This is a genomic window from Parathalassolituus penaei, from assembly GCF_026626885.1.
GTDB lineage: Bacteria > Pseudomonadota > Gammaproteobacteria > Pseudomonadales > Oceanobacteraceae > Oceanobacter > Oceanobacter penaei.
On sequence record NZ_JAPNOA010000058.1, the window covers coordinates 43,628 to 58,170 of the forward strand.

General features: G+C 55.3%; 10 protein-coding genes. 9 read left to right on the forward strand and 1 reads right to left on the reverse strand.

Translation table 11 applies throughout. The annotated features are described in order from the left end of the window. The first annotated feature begins 152 nt into the window (after nt 1-152). From grpE to dapB, 4 genes are all read left to right on the forward strand, one after another. Complete coding sequence (gene grpE, locus OUO13_RS17005) at nt 153-731, forward strand: nucleotide exchange factor GrpE (protein ID WP_283175096.1); 579 nt, start codon at nt 153-155, stop codon at nt 729-731. A 144-nt stretch (nt 732-875) separates the two neighbouring features. After that, nucleotides 876-2,798, forward strand: a complete 1,923-nt coding sequence (dnaK, locus tag OUO13_RS17010; protein WP_283175097.1) for a molecular chaperone DnaK — start codon at nt 876-878, stop codon at nt 2,796-2,798. A gap of 105 nt (nt 2,799-2,903) precedes the next feature. Beyond that, nucleotides 2,904-4,022 carry a molecular chaperone DnaJ gene (dnaJ, locus tag OUO13_RS17015; RefSeq protein ID WP_283175098.1) on the forward strand — a complete coding sequence of 373 codons (1,119 nt, stop codon included), beginning with the start codon at nt 2,904-2,906 and terminating at the stop codon, nt 4,020-4,022. An 82-nt stretch (nt 4,023-4,104) separates the two neighbouring features. Next, nucleotides 4,105-4,905, forward strand: coding sequence for a 4-hydroxy-tetrahydrodipicolinate reductase (dapB, locus tag OUO13_RS17020; protein ID WP_283175099.1), 801 nt, complete (start codon nt 4,105-4,107; stop codon nt 4,903-4,905). A gap of 210 nt (nt 4,906-5,115) precedes the next feature. On the opposite strand, the gene OUO13_RS17025 is transcribed toward dapB, so the two are convergent. Beyond that, a complete protein-coding gene (locus tag OUO13_RS17025) occupies nt 5,116-5,730 on the reverse strand; it encodes a TetR/AcrR family transcriptional regulator (RefSeq protein ID WP_283175100.1) in 615 nt (204 codons plus the stop codon). A gap of 465 nt (nt 5,731-6,195) precedes the next feature. On the opposite strand from OUO13_RS17025, the gene carA reads away from it, so the two are divergent. The 5 genes from carA to OUO13_RS17050 all read left to right on the forward strand — a co-directional run bounded on the left by carA (nt 6,196) and on the right by OUO13_RS17050 (nt 14,511). Next, nucleotides 6,196-7,344, forward strand: a complete 1,149-nt coding sequence (carA, locus tag OUO13_RS17030) for a glutamine-hydrolyzing carbamoyl-phosphate synthase small subunit (RefSeq protein ID WP_283175101.1) — start codon at nt 6,196-6,198, stop codon at nt 7,342-7,344. 18 nt (nt 7,345-7,362) lie between these two features. Then, complete coding sequence (gene carB / locus OUO13_RS17035) at nt 7,363-10,590, forward strand: carbamoyl-phosphate synthase large subunit (protein WP_283175102.1); 3,228 nt, start codon at nt 7,363-7,365, stop codon at nt 10,588-10,590. A gap of 20 nt (nt 10,591-10,610) precedes the next feature. After that, nucleotides 10,611-11,087 (forward strand): transcription elongation factor GreA, encoded by a 477-nt coding sequence (greA, locus tag OUO13_RS17040; RefSeq protein WP_283175103.1) that lies wholly within the window; start codon nt 10,611-10,613, stop codon nt 11,085-11,087. Nucleotides 11,088-11,235: 148 nt separating this feature from the next. Beyond that, complete coding sequence (locus OUO13_RS17045; protein ID WP_283175104.1) at nt 11,236-13,326, forward strand: TonB-dependent receptor; 2,091 nt, start codon at nt 11,236-11,238, stop codon at nt 13,324-13,326. A 9-nt stretch (nt 13,327-13,335) separates the two neighbouring features. Further along, on the forward strand, nt 13,336-14,511 hold the full coding sequence (locus OUO13_RS17050) for a PepSY-associated TM helix domain-containing protein (protein ID WP_283175105.1): 1,176 nt from the start codon (nt 13,336-13,338) through the stop codon (nt 14,509-14,511). The last annotated feature ends 32 nt before the right edge of the window (nt 14,512-14,543 follow it).

Sequence of the window (14,543 nt, forward strand, 5' to 3'; positions counted from 1 at the left end):
CTCCGGTATCTGAATGTATAACCAGTGTTTTTATATACAGTATCAGAGCCTGTCAAGGAACGAAATCGGGTGCTCGTGAAAAATTCCCCCTTGAATCGTGTTGAGACAGCCCCATATAGGTGTCAGTGCATTTACCGACAGAGGAAAAATCCATGGCAGATGAGCAAAAGGTTCAAGACGAAACTCTGGAAAACGCAGCAGCCGAAGCTGCCGCAGACGCTGCAGAAGCAGCGGTTGAACCGGATGCCGCTACTGGGGATGAGCTGGCTGCAGCTCGTCAGGAAATTGCGGACCTGAAAGATCAGATGCTGCGCACTCAGGCAGAGATGCAAAACGTGCGTCGTCGTGCTGAAGCAGATGTGGAAAAAGCCCACAAGTTTGCCGTTGAGAAATTTGCCAACGAAATGCTGATTGTGGTCGACAACCTGGAACGTGGCCTGGCGGCTGCTCCACAGGACGAATCCACCGTTGCCATTCGTGAAGGCATCGAGATGACCCTGAATGGTTTTATGTCGGCGCTGGCCAAGTTCAAGGTAGAAGTGGTGGACCCGGTTGGTCAGCCATTCAATCCGGAACTGCATCAGGCAATCACCATGATTGAAAACGCTGAGCTGGCACCGAACAGCGTAATGGCCGTCATGCAGAAGGGTTATACCCTGGCTGGCCGTCTGCTGCGTCCAGCAATGGTGGTGGTATCCAAGGGTGGTCCAAGCATCAACGAGCAGGCCTGATAACCCTGCAAAAAATTGCTGATGACTGCCTCTTGAAACCGCGTTGGGCGGACACATATAGCAGTCATCAAGAAAAACATCTTTTCTGAATCAACGAATTTGATAACGCGCCCCCAAGCGGGTCGTGATCTGGAGAAACCGAATATGGGCAAGATTATTGGTATTGACCTGGGCACCACCAACTCATGTGTGGCGATCCTGGATGGCGACAAGACTCGTGTGATCGAGAACTCTGAAGGCGACCGTACCACTCCTTCCATCATTGCTTACACTGATGACGAAGTACTGGTTGGTCAGTCTGCCAAGCGTCAGGCCGTTACCAACCCGAAAAACACCCTGTTTGCTGTAAAGCGTCTGATCGGTCGTCGTTTCAAGGATGACGTGGTTCAGAAAGACATCAGCATGGTGCCGTACAAGATTATCCAGGCCGACAACGGCGATGCGTGGGTAGAAGTGAAAGGCGACAAATACGCGCCACCACAAATCTCTGCTGAAGTTCTGAAGAAAATGAAGAAAACCGCCGAGGATTTCCTGGGCGAGAAAGTAACTGAAGCCGTTATCACCGTACCGGCCTACTTCAACGACTCCCAGCGTCAGGCGACCAAAGACGCCGGCCGTATCGCGGGTCTGGAAGTAAAACGTATCATCAACGAACCGACTGCTGCGGCTCTGGCTTACGGCATCGATAAAGAAGGCGGCGACCGCACCATCGCGGTATACGACCTGGGTGGTGGTACTTTCGATATTTCCATCATCGAAGTGGCTGACGTTGACGGCGAGAAACAATTCGAAGTTCTGGCTACCAACGGTGACACCTTCCTGGGTGGTGAAGACTTCGACCTGCGCGTTATCGAATACCTGGCTGGCGAATTCAAGAAAGAATCCGGCATCGACCTGCACAACGATCCACTGGCTCTGCAGCGTCTGAAAGAAGCCGCTGAAAAAGCCAAGGTTGAGCTGTCTTCCAGCAACCAGACTGACGTGAACCTGCCGTACATCACGGCTGATGCGACTGGTCCAAAACACCTGAACGTAAAACTGACCCGCGCCAAGCTGGAAAGCCTGGTAGAAGAGCTGGTGATGCGTTCCCTGGAGCCATGCAAGATTGCACTGAAAGACTCCGGTCTGTCTGTGTCTGAGATCGACGAAGTGATCCTGGTAGGCGGTCAGACCCGTATGCCAATGGTTCAGAAGCAAGTGGCTGAATTCTTCGGCAAGGAACCACGTAAAGACGTGAACCCGGACGAAGCGGTAGCCGTGGGTGCTGCGATCCAGGGTGCGGTTCTGTCTGGTGACGTAAAAGACGTTCTGCTGCTGGACGTTACTCCGCTGACTCTGGGTATCGAAACCATGGGTGGCGTGGCGACTCCGGTAATCGACAAGAACACCACCATTCCGACCAAGAAGTCCCAGGTGTTCTCGACTGCTGATGACAACCAGACTGCCGTGACCATTCACGTGGTTCAGGGTGAGCGTAAGCAAGCTGCACAGAACAAGTCTCTGGGTCGCTTCGACCTGGCCGACATTCCGCCAGCGCCACGTGGCATGCCACAGATCGAAGTAACCTTTGACATCGACGCCAATGGTATTCTGAACGTGAGCGCGAAAGACAAGGCGACTGGCAAGCAGCAGTCCATCGTGATCAAGGCCTCTTCCGGTCTGAGCGATGACGAGATTGAACAAATGGTTCGTGATGCTGAAGCCAACGCTGAAGCCGACAAAAAATTTGAAGAGCTGATCCAGGCGCGCAACACTGCTGACGGCATGATTCACGCTGTGAAGAAGACCCTGCAGGAAGCTGGCGACAAGGCCACTGCTGACGAAAAAACAGCAATCGAAAAAGCCATTGCTGATCTGGAAGCGGTTATCAAGTCTGATGACAAAGACGAGATTGAAGCCAAGACCAATGCGCTGACTGAAGCCTCTGGTAAGCTGGCTCAGAAACTGTACGCTGAACAGGCTGAAGGCCAGCAGGCGGGTGGCAACGCCGGTGGCAATGCTGGCAGTAACGGCAAGCAGGATGATGATGTCGTAGACGCTGAGTTCGAAGAAGTTAAAGACAAGTAATACGACGGATGGGAGACGGGAGTCAGTTCACCTCTGGTGGGCTGTCTCCCGTCTTGCGTCTCCAGTGGCTGAAATGTCAGCCCCCATCTGAGGCAAGACAACATTATGTCCAAACGAGACTATTACGAGGTTCTGGGGGTCGCCAAAGATATCGACGCCAAGGAGCTCAAAAAAGCCTATCGCAAGCTGGCAATGAAGTATCACCCGGACCGTAATCCGGATGACAAAGAAGCCGAGGCCAAGTTCAAGGAAGCCACTGAGGCTTATGAAGTCCTTGGTGACGAGCAGAAACGCGCAGCCTACGACCAGTACGGACACGCCGGTGTTGATTCTGGCGCGGGTGGCGGCGGTTACGGTGGTGGCGCTAACTTCAGCGATATTTTCGGTGATGTATTTGGTGACATCTTTGGTGGCGGTGGTCGTGGCGGCCGTGGTGGTCCTCAGCGGGGTTCCGACCTGCGTTACACCCTCGAACTGACTCTGGAAGAGGCGGTTCGTGGTGTTGAGAAGAAAATCCGCATTCCAACCCTGACCAACTGTGAAACCTGTAATGGGACCGGTGCCAAGCCTGGCACCAAACCCAAGACCTGTGGCACCTGTCATGGCCAGGGCCAGATCCGCATGCAACAGGGGTTCTTCTCGGTGCAGCAGACCTGCCCAAGCTGTCGCGGTCAGGGCACGATTATTGAAGATCCTTGCACCAGCTGTCATGGCCGTGGTGTGAAGGAAGAAACCAAGACCCTGTCAGTCAAAATTCCGGCGGGGGTGGATACCGGTGATCGTATTCGTCTGGCCGGTGAAGGTGAGGCGGGTGCCATGGGCGGTCCGGCCGGTGATCTGTACGTACAGGTGAGTGTGCGTGAGCATTCGCTGTTCCACCGTGACGGTCGTAACCTGTACTGCGACGTGCCAATCAGCATCGTGGATGCGGCATTGGGCGGTGAGCTGGAAGTGCCAACTCTGGATGGTCGGGTCAAACTGAAGATTCCGGCGGAAACCCAGAGCGGCAAACTGTTCCGTCTGCGTGGCAAGGGCGTTGCTCCGGTTCGTGGTGGCGCTGCTGGCGATCTGCTGTGCCGCGTGCAGGTAGAAACTCCAGTGAACCTGACGGATCACCAGAAAGATCTGCTCATGCAGTTCCAGGCTTCCCTCAGTGGTGAAAAACACTCACCGCAGAAGAAGAGCTGGTTTGAAGGCGTGAAAAAGTTCTTTGAAGAAATCTGATCTGCCGGGATTATAGACCGACTAATCAGACTGACTCCCATGGCCCGGTTTGTCCGGGCCATGTTTATTGTGGAATACGAAGATGACCCGAATTGCCATTACCGGTGCTGCTGGCCGCATGGGCCGCGTGCTGATCCAGGCGGTAGAAGCCGCTGAAGGCGCCACTCTGGGCGCAGCCATTGTCCGTTCCGATGATCCGATGCTGGGCATTGATGCCGGTGCTATTGCTGGCCTGCAGCCACTGGGTATGAAAGCCGTTGCTTCTCTGGAAGAAGTGGCTGACCAGTTCGACGTGCTGATCGACTTCACCATGCCGGAAGTGACCATGGCCAACATCGAGTTTTGCCGTCAGCACGGCAAGTGCATCGTGATTGGTACTACCGGTCTGTCTGATGATCAAAAAGCACAGATGAAAGTTGCTGCTGGTGAAATGGGCATTGTGTTCGCACCTAACTACTCTGTGGGTGTAAACCTGTGTCTGAACCTGCTGCGTATGGCGGCTCGTGTGATGGGTGAAGACAGCGATATCGAAATCGTTGAAATGCACCACCGTCACAAGGTGGATGCACCGTCCGGTACTGCCCTGCGTATGGGTGAAGTAGTTGCTGAAACCCTTGGTTGGGACCTGAAAGAAGTGGCTGTGTATGGCCGTGAAGGTTACACCGGTGCTCGTCCACAGAAGCAGATCGGTTTTGAAACCATCCGTGGTGGCGACGTCGTCGGGGATCACACCGTGATGTTTGCGACCGAAGGTGAACGTGTGGAAGTGACTCACAAGGCCCAAAGCCGTATGACGTTTGCTCGTGGTGCGGTACGTGCAGCCCAGTGGGTGATGGACCAGCCAGCCGGTCTGTACGATATGCAGGATGTGCTGGGTTTCTGATCCTGCTCTGTTCTGATGGTTTGAAACAACAAAGCCGGGAAATTCCCGGCTTTGTTGTTTCTGGCGTTCATCCGCTTTTGGGCCAGGTGATTAACCGTCGTCAGAGCTGGTCGGGCGATACTGTATCTGTCAGGGCTGGGCGCGCGCAGGCTCGGGTTTCCGATCAGCGACAAATCACTCCGGAGCTGTGCGGTTAGCTCCGGAGTGATATCAGTCATTAATAGTTAATAGCATGTGATTGAGCCAGCGGTTCAGCATGTCTTCCATGTTATCTGGTCGACCCATTGGATCCAGCATCATGGTCACCAGCATCTGGCTGTTGCCCAGCATCCACATTGCGCGTTCGCGTGGTGGCAGGCCTTCAAGGCGAGCCAGGCCATCGGCAATGGCCAGTTCAACCTGTTGTGACAGCATCTCCAGCAGGGTCTGTTGCAAGCTCAGGTAACGTGGCCATACTTCCTCTCGTGGAGATGAGCTCCACTCCAGCCAGACACGCATATGATCTGGATGGCTCTGGCAGGCGTACAGCATATTGTTGAAGAATGTGCCAATCGCATTGACAGGAGTATCTTCATGGCGAAATGCCTGTTCGGCCATCTGTTCCATAAAAGCAGCAATTTCGTCCAGAACTTCGGTTACCAGCACTTCGCGGGTTTTGAAGTAGTTGAACACGGTAGCCACGGATACACCGCCAGCTTCAGCGATATCGGTATGACCACCACGGCCGATGCCGCGACGGGAAAAAGCTTCAATGGCGTAATCAAGCAGTAGGCGTTTGCGTTCTTCAGGTGCCAGGCGGCGGCGACCATCTACAGCAACAGGCATGTCAATCCCTCTCAGATACTTCAGCGTGTCGTCCAGGGATCCTGATTCAGGATTCCCCTGTTTCTGACAGAAACAGGTTGCTTATGTTGCAACTGGTATGTCGTTACTATGAAAACAATCACCATGAGTTGGAAGGGAATTACGGTTTTAAAATGTATGTAACTTTTTGTAAACAAGGGGGTGGGGGAATGTTGCTTTGTAACCGTTGGTAACCGCATGAACACAGGTAAAGATCCATCAACCTGTCAATCCAAGCCTGTGTTGGACAGGTTTGGCAGTATTCCGTATAATTCGCGGTCAACTAATCTACGGCAGTTGCCGGAAAAAACCGAGAACCTGCCGGAATATTCCGAAAAGAGCGGGATGGGGAGCTTGCGCCGCCATCCCGTTTTTTTACGCACTGTTTAGAGATGCGGTACCGGCCAGTACCCGCTTGCCTGTTTATCTTTGTTCGGGGATACAGTTTTGTCTACGCCAGCCATTCTAGCTCTTGAAGACGGCAGCCTGTTCAAGGGCACCAGCATTGGTGCCGAGGGTGTGTCTGTCGGTGAGGTGGTATTCAACACCTCGATGACGGGTTATCAGGAAATCCTGACAGATCCGTCCTATACCAACCAGATCGTCACTCTTACCTACCCACACGTAGGAAACTACGGCATCAACTCCGAAGATGTGGAGTCTGCCTCAATTGCCGCCAAAGGGCTGGTAATCCGTGACCTGCCACTGCTGGCTTCCAGCTTCCGCAGTGAACAGTCTCTGGATACCTACCTGCGTAGCAACAACGTTCTGGGTATTGCTGATATCGATACCCGTCGCCTGACCCGCGTTCTGCGTGAAAAAGGCTCCCTGAACGGTTGCATCCTGGCAGGTGCTGATGCCTGGTCTGAAGAAAACCAGCAGAAAGCCCTGGCAGAAGCCCGCGCCTTCCCTGGTCTGAAAGGTATGGACCTGGCCAAGGTGGTCAGCTGCACCGAAGCCTACCAGTGGACCCAGGCTGACTGGAAACTGGGTAAAGGTTACGGTGAACGTCGCGAAAACCGTTTCAAGGTGGTTGCCTACGATTTCGGTGTCAAATACAACATCCTGCGTCTGCTGGCCGAGCGTGACTGCGAGCTGGTTGTGGTTCCAGCCCAGACTCCTGCGTCTGAAGTGCTGGCCATGAATCCGGATGGTGTGTTCCTGTCCAACGGCCCTGGTGATCCGGCGCCATGTGACTATGCTATCGCGGCGATTCGCGAGATTGTGGAAACCGGTACTCCGGTCTTTGGTATCTGTCTGGGTCACCAGCTGCTGGCGCTGGCGTCCGGAGCCGAGACTGTGAAGATGGGCCATGGTCACCACGGTGCCAACCACCCGGTTCAGGATCTGGAAACCGGCAAGGTAATGATCACCAGTCAGAACCACGGTTTTGCGGTAGATGAAGCCACTCTGCCAGCCAACCTGAAAGCGACCCACAAGTCCCTGTTCGACGGCACCCTGCAGGGTATCGCTCGTACCGACAAACCTGCGTTCAGCTTCCAGGGTCACCCTGAAGCCAGCCCAGGCCCACGTGACGTGGCTCCGCTGTTCGACCGCTTTATTGATCTGATGACCGCCGCCAAGGCAAACGCCTAACACAGGACTGACCGAGTAATGCCAAAACGTACAGACATTCAAAGTATTCTGATCATTGGCGCTGGCCCAATCGTCATTGGCCAGGCCTGTGAATTCGACTACTCCGGCGCCCAGGCGTGCAAGGCCCTGCGTGAAGAGGGTTACCGGGTCATCCTGGTGAACTCCAACCCGGCCACCATCATGACCGACCCGTCAATGGCTGATGCGACTTACATCGAGCCAATCACCATTGATGCTGTTGCCAAGATCATCGAGAAAGAGCGTCCAGACGCCCTGCTGCCAACCATGGGTGGTCAGACTGCCCTGAACTGCGCACTGGGTCTGGAACAGGCCGGTGTACTGGCCAAGTTCGGTGTGGAGATGATCGGTGCCAACGCCGACACCATCGACAAGGCCGAAGACCGCAGCCGTTTCGACAAGGCCATGAAGAAAATCGGCCTGGAGTGTCCACGTGCCGGTATCGCGCACAGCATGGAAGAAGCCCGCGAAGTTCAGAAGACTCTCGGTTTCCCGTGCATCATCCGTCCATCTTTCACCATGGGTGGTACCGGTGGCGGTATCGCTTACAACCGTGAAGAGTTCGAAGAAATCTGTGCTCGTGGTCTGGACCTGTCGCCAACCAACGAACTGCTGATCGACGAATCCCTGATCGGCTGGAAAGAGTATGAGATGGAAGTTGTTCGCGACAAGAACGACAACTGCATCATCATCTGCTCCATCGAAAACTTCGACGCCATGGGTGTGCACACCGGTGACTCCATCACCGTGGCTCCGGCACAGACCCTGACCGACAAGGAATACCAGATCATGCGTGACGCCTCCCTGGCGGTACTGCGCGAGATCGGTGTAGAAACTGGCGGTTCCAACGTACAGTTCGGTATTTGTCCGAAAACCGGCCGTATGGTCGTGATCGAGATGAACCCGCGTGTATCCCGTTCTTCTGCTCTGGCATCCAAAGCAACCGGTTTCCCGATTGCCAAGGTAGCAGCCAAGCTGGCCGTGGGTTACACCCTGGATGAACTGAGCAACGACATCACTGGTGGTCGTACTCCGGCGTCTTTCGAGCCGTCTATCGACTACGTAGTGACCAAGATTCCACGTTTCACCTTCGAAAAATTCCCGCAAGCCGACGGCCGTCTGACCACTCAGATGAAGTCTGTTGGTGAAGTGATGGCGATTGGCCGTACCCAGCAGGAATCTTTCCAGAAAGCCCTGCGTGGTCTGGAAGTGGGGGCAACCGGTTTCGACCCTAAAGTGGATGCCAACGACCCGGCTTCCCGTGACAAGGTGATCTCTGAACTGCGTACTCCAGGTGCCGAGCGTGTCTGGTACGTGGGTGATGCCTTCCGTCTGGGTCTGACTGTGGCTGAAGTGTACGAACACTCTGCCATCGACCCATGGTTCCTGGTGCAGATCGAAGATCTGATCAAGGAAGAAGCCAAGGTCGCAGCCAGCAGCCTGAATGCGCTGGATTACGACGCGGTATTCCGTCTGAAGCGTAAAGGCTTCTCTGACGCCCGTCTGGCAACCCTGCTGGGTATTACCGAAAAGACTTTCCGCAAGCACCGTCAGAAACTGGGCGTCCGTCCGGTTTACAAGCGCGTTGACACCTGTGCTGCCGAATTCGCCACCGACACAGCTTACATGTACTCCACCTACGAGGAAGAGTGCGAAGCCAACCCGTCTGATCGTGAAAAGATCATCGTACTGGGTGGTGGCCCGAACCGTATCGGTCAGGGGATCGAATTCGACTACTGCTGTGTACACGCCGCTCTGGCTGCCAAGGAAGAAGGTTACGAGGCCATTATGGTCAACTGTAACCCGGAAACCGTTTCTACCGACTACGACACCTCCGACCGTCTGTACTTCGAGCCTGTGACTCTGGAAGACGTGCTGGAAATCGTTGAAAAAGAGAAACCGAAGGGCGTTATCGTTCAGTACGGTGGTCAGACTCCACTGAAACTGGCTGACGAACTGGAAGCCAACGGTGTACCTATCATTGGTACTTCTCCGGAAGCGATTGACCGTGCCGAAGACCGTGAGCGTTTCCAGCAGATGATCCAGCGTCTGGGTCTGAAGCAGCCGGTAAACGCGACGGTTACTTCCCCGGAAGAAGCCGTACTGAAAGCTGCTGAAATCGGTTACCCGCTGGTGGTTCGTCCATCCTACGTACTGGGTGGCCGTGCCATGGAAATCGTGAACAACGAAGCTTCCCTGCGTCGTTACATGACCGAAGCGGTAAAAGTATCCAACGACTCTCCGGTTCTGCTGGACTACTTCCTGGATCGCGCTATCGAGATCGACATTGACGCCGTATGTGACGGTGAACAGGTTGTGATCGGCGGTATCATGCAGCACATTGAACAGGCTGGTATTCACTCCGGTGACTCCGCTTGCTCCCTGCCACCATACAGCCTGCCAAAAGACGTGCAGGACAAGATGCGTGAACAGGTTGCTGCCATGGCAATGGAACTGGGCGTAATCGGTCTGATGAACACTCAGCTGGCCTGGCAGGACGGCGAAATCTACGTGATCGAGGTTAACCCTCGTGCATCCCGTACTGTGCCGTTTGTATCCAAGTGTATTGGTACTTCCCTGGCTGCTATTGCTGCCAAGGTCATGACCGGCAAGAAACTGTCTGAACTGGGCTTCACCAGCGAGATTATTCCGCCGTACTTCTCTGTGAAGGAAGCGGTATTCCCGTTCAACAAGTTCCAGGGCGTTGACCCGATCCTCGGCCCTGAAATGAAGTCCACCGGTGAAGTAATGGGCGCAGGCAAAACCTTCGGCGAAGCTTTCTACAAAGCCCAGCTGGGTGCCGGTGCCAAGCTGCCAGAAGGTGGTGTTGCTTTCCTGTCGGTGCGTGAAGCCGACAAGAAAGGTCTGGTGAACGTGGCCAAAGGCCTGGTTGATTGCGGTTTCAGCCTGGTATGTACCGATGGTACTCGCCGTGTGCTGGAAGAAGCCGGTGTGGCTTCCGAGCGCATCAACAAGGTTAACCAGGGTCGTCCACACATTGTTGATCTGATCAAGAACGATGGTATCGATCTGATCGTGAACACCACTGATGGCGCTCAGGCAATTTCTGACTCTGCTGACATCCGTCGCAGCGCGCTGCAACACAAGGTTTACTACACCACCACCATGGCGGGTGCAGAAGCCGTTGTTGAAGCACTGAAATCTGAAGGCCTGAAAGAAGTGCACCGCCTGCAGGAACTGCACGCTGCGGTTGCCAGCCAACACTGATCAATCAGGAGTATTTGCAGATGCAAAAGTTTCCCATGACTGTGGAAGGGGAAAAGGCTCTGCGTGATGAGCTGCAACGCCTGAAGACGGTAGACCGTCCAAAGGTGATTGAAGCAATCGCCGAAGCCCGTGAACATGGAGACCTGAAGGAAAACGCCGAATACCATGCCGCGCGTGAACAGCAGGGCTTTATCGAAGGTCGTATCCAGGACATCGAAGGCAAGCTGTCCAATGCGCAGGTGATCGATATCAAAACGATCCCGCACACTGGCAAGGTTCTGTTCGGTTCTACCGTCGAGCTGATCAACACCGCTAATGACGAAGAAGTGGTTTACCGTATCGTTGGTGACGATGAAGCCAACATCAAGGAAAACCGTATCTCCGTAAACTCTCCGATCGCCCGCGCCGTTATTGGCAAGGAAGAAGGGGACGTGGTGAACATCAAGGTTCCGAATGGCACTGTTGAGTACGAAATCGGTGCAGTAAAACACCTGTGATCGCCTGATCACTGTTGTTAACAAAAGCGCCCTGGCGGGACACCGCCGGGGCGTTTTTGTTTCCGGGCTGCGACAATCTGTCCAGCTGTGGAAATTCCTTAACTCACTAGAATGCGCGGCAAATAACATTATCAGGGAGTTAGTTGCCGTGAAGCTGTTCCGAATCTCACCGTTGGCCGTCCGTGTGGCGACTGCATCTGTGACCACCTGTGTTGCTGCGCTGGGAGCAACCAGCAGTTATGCCGCCGCTTCGTCTGCTACCGAGAGCGTACAGAACAGCGCTTACGCCAATACCAGCCTGAGCGTCGGCGAAGTGGGCGAGATTGTGGTGACAGCGCCTGCCGGTGGTGCCCTGACGTCCGCCACCGTGCTCAGCTCGGTGGATCGTCTGGAAGGCGAACGGGTACAACAGGACATTCCCCAGGACAGCTGGCAGCTGTTTCGTAACCTGCCGGGTGTCCAGCTCACCAGTTTTGGTCAGGGCAACGAGTCCGGCAAGCTGTCGTTCCGCGCTTTTAACGGTGAAGGCGAAATCAACGCCGTCAAACTGTTGATCGACGATATTCCGGCTAACACCAACGACGGCAACATGCGTTACCTCGATACGCTGATGCCGCTGGAAATCGACCATCTGGAAGAAGTTCGCGGCACCAACGACGCCCGCTTTGGCCTCTACAATATCGCCGGTAACGTCAGCGCCTACACCCGTCAGGGCGGCGATTACAACGAAGCCCGCGTCAGCGCTGGCAGCTTCGGCAACCGCAGCCTGCAAGTCGCCGCTGCCGGTGATGATGGCAACCACGCCACCAACGCCTTTGTGGGCTGGCAGGCCAGTGATGGCTCACGCGAGCATGCCCACAAGGAAAAATACAGCATGTCCGGCAAGTGGTATTACACCCCGGACGAGCAGAATTACCGACTGGGTGTCATCGTGCGCCACGCCAACGCCGAAGCTGACGAGCCGGGTTATCTGACCGCCGCCGAAGTGGCAGACGACCCATGGCAGTCAATGCCGCGTAACGCCAGTGATGGTGGTGTTCGGCCGATGACCATGGCCAGTGTGCATCTGGAAAGCAGCCTCAACGATGAGCTGGAGCTGGCAGTACGCACCTGGGTCAATCGCATCGACGACCAACGTTGGGTTACCTTCTACAGCAGCCAGCAGGAACGTCGCGCTCAGGAACAACACAGCGGGATTCTGTCGACCCTGACCTGGCGACCACAGGTGAACAGCCTGTATGACCTGGCGGTTGAGGGTGGTGTCAGCGCTGAACATCAGGACAACCTCAATAACCGTTACGCCACCGTATCCCGTGAGCACATCACCCATACCCGCGAGCAGCGTTACTGGCTCAACAATCAGGGTATGTGGGTGCAGGGGCGTATCATGCCAAGTGAAGACCTGACGCTGGTGCCTGCGTATCGGGTTGACCGCCTGGATGGTGGCTTTGAAAATCGTCTGAACGATACTCGTGCCGATATCAACCAGTACGGCCTGATTCGCCAGCCCAAGTTCAGCCTGATTTATCAGCTGGTCGACAGCACCAGCCTGTATGCCAACTGGGGTAAAACCTTTCAGGTGGGCATGGGAGCGGCAACCTTCAAGATCAACCAGCAGGATGATCTGAAACCCTCTATCAACACCGGTTGGGAAACAGGGGTGAAGTTTGGCGACCATAAGCGTGTCAGCGGTCGTCTGGCGCTGTGGCAACAAACTGCCGACAACGAAGCGCGCAGCAAACTGGGCGATGCCGACAACGATGCTGAAAACATCGGAAAAACCCTTCGTCAGGGTATCGACCTGCAACTGAACGCTGAACTGACTGAACAACTGACCAGCTGGATGGCCTGGTCACAACAGCGCTCCCGTATTCTTGAAGCGGATGCCTCCAGTCCGGCCAGCGACGGTCAGGAAATTGACCACGTTCCGCATTTTGTGGCGTCGGCCGGTGTGGATTACCAGCCAGCGGATCAGTGGGTAGTGGGCGTCAGCAGCCGTGGCCAGAGCAATTATTATCTGGAACGCACCAACAGCAGCGGCCGTTTTGGTGGATACTGGCTGTTTGATACCCATGTTGATTACCAGCCACGCCCGGATTTGACCCTGAATCTGGCGGTGCAGAACCTGGGTGATCGTTATTATGAATATGTCTGGTACTACGGCTCAGCCGATGTACCAACCCTGCATGCAGCGGGAGAGCGCCGCAGTGTGACGGCAGCGGTTAACCTGCAGTTCTGATGAGTGTTTATGTCTGGCCGTTATGTTCGTGCGTTCTGGTTATGGTTACACCGCTGGTTAGGGTTTGCCCTCGGGCTGCCCTTGCTGGTGGTGGGGCTGAGTGGTTCGATTCTGGTGTTTTATCCAACCCTGGATCGACTGCTCGACTCGCGTATCGCCAGCGTTACGGGATGTGAAGTCCTGCCGCCTGAGCGGATTCTGGAAGGTTTGCAACAGCAGTTGCCGGAGCGTATTGGCAGCTGGCGGCTGGAAATGCCCATGGAACCGGGCTTGCCCTATAACGCCCGTTTTATGAATCCGGTCGAGACCCGTGGTGCTGGTTTTGCACCGTTACTGGTGTGGATTCAGCCCTGCAGCGGCGACGTATTACGGCAGGGATTCTGGGGCCAGACCCTGATGACCTGGATTTACAACCTCCATTACCAGCTGTTGCTGGGGGCTACCGGCAGTAATCTGGTGGCCTGGGGCGGGCTGGTAACGCTGCTGCTCACGCTGGTGGGGCTGTGGTTGTGGTGGCCCAAAGCCTGGTGGCGTGGGTCGTCATGGCGTAAAGCCCTGCAATGGCGGCAAGCGGCACACCCGGCGGTATCCAGTTGGCAGCGTCATGTGCTGGTAGGGTTTTACAGCCTGCCGCTGTGGCTGTTGCTGGTTATTACGGGAGTCTTGCTGGATGCGCCGGGCTGGTACAACTCGTTGGCGAACCGGGTGTCGCCGTTACCGCCGTATGTGATGTATCACTCAGTGCTGTATGGCTCACAACCGGCCATGAGCGCAACGCCTGTGACGGCCGCCGATGCCATCAGGATTGCTCATCAGCAGTTTCCGCAGGCGGAGTTGCGTTGGCTGGAAACCCCGGCCGATATGCTCGGTGTGTATCAGGTGCGTCTGTATCAGGACGGTGAACCGGGCCGACGTTTTCCGCAAACCCGACTGGTCATCGACCAGTACAGTGGCAAGGTACTGATGCGTCACGATCCTTTTGAGGACAACGCCGGAGCTACCGTACAGCGCTGGTTACACCCGTTGCACAGTGGTGAAGCCTTCGGACTGGTCGGGCGCTGGCTGGTGTTGCTGTGCGGGTTGTTGCCAGTGTGGATGCTGTGGACCGGCACGCAGCGCTGGTACATAAAGCGCCAGGCACGCCAGCGTATGCAGTTGCGTGGTCAAAACGCCGAACGGCACTGAATTTTTCGGTAACCTGTGATTCAAAATCCTTC

Coding starts and splice junctions, on each gene's coding strand:
- OUO13_RS17025 (WP_283175100.1), bottom strand. CDS start 5,730: ATGCCTGTTGCTGTAGATGGTCGCCGCCGCCTGGCACCTGAAGAACGC.
- dnaK (WP_283175097.1), top strand. CDS start 876: ATGGGCAAGATTATTGGTATTGACCTGGGCACCACCAACTCATGTGTG.
- dapB (WP_283175099.1), top strand. CDS start 4,105: ATGACCCGAATTGCCATTACCGGTGCTGCTGGCCGCATGGGCCGCGTG.
- dnaJ (WP_283175098.1), top strand. CDS start 2,904: ATGTCCAAACGAGACTATTACGAGGTTCTGGGGGTCGCCAAAGATATC.
- OUO13_RS17050 (WP_283175105.1), top strand. CDS start 13,336: ATGTCTGGCCGTTATGTTCGTGCGTTCTGGTTATGGTTACACCGCTGG.
- carB (WP_283175102.1), top strand. CDS start 7,363: ATGCCAAAACGTACAGACATTCAAAGTATTCTGATCATTGGCGCTGGC.
- grpE (WP_283175096.1), top strand. CDS start 153: ATGGCAGATGAGCAAAAGGTTCAAGACGAAACTCTGGAAAACGCAGCA.
- greA (WP_283175103.1), top strand. CDS start 10,611: ATGCAAAAGTTTCCCATGACTGTGGAAGGGGAAAAGGCTCTGCGTGAT.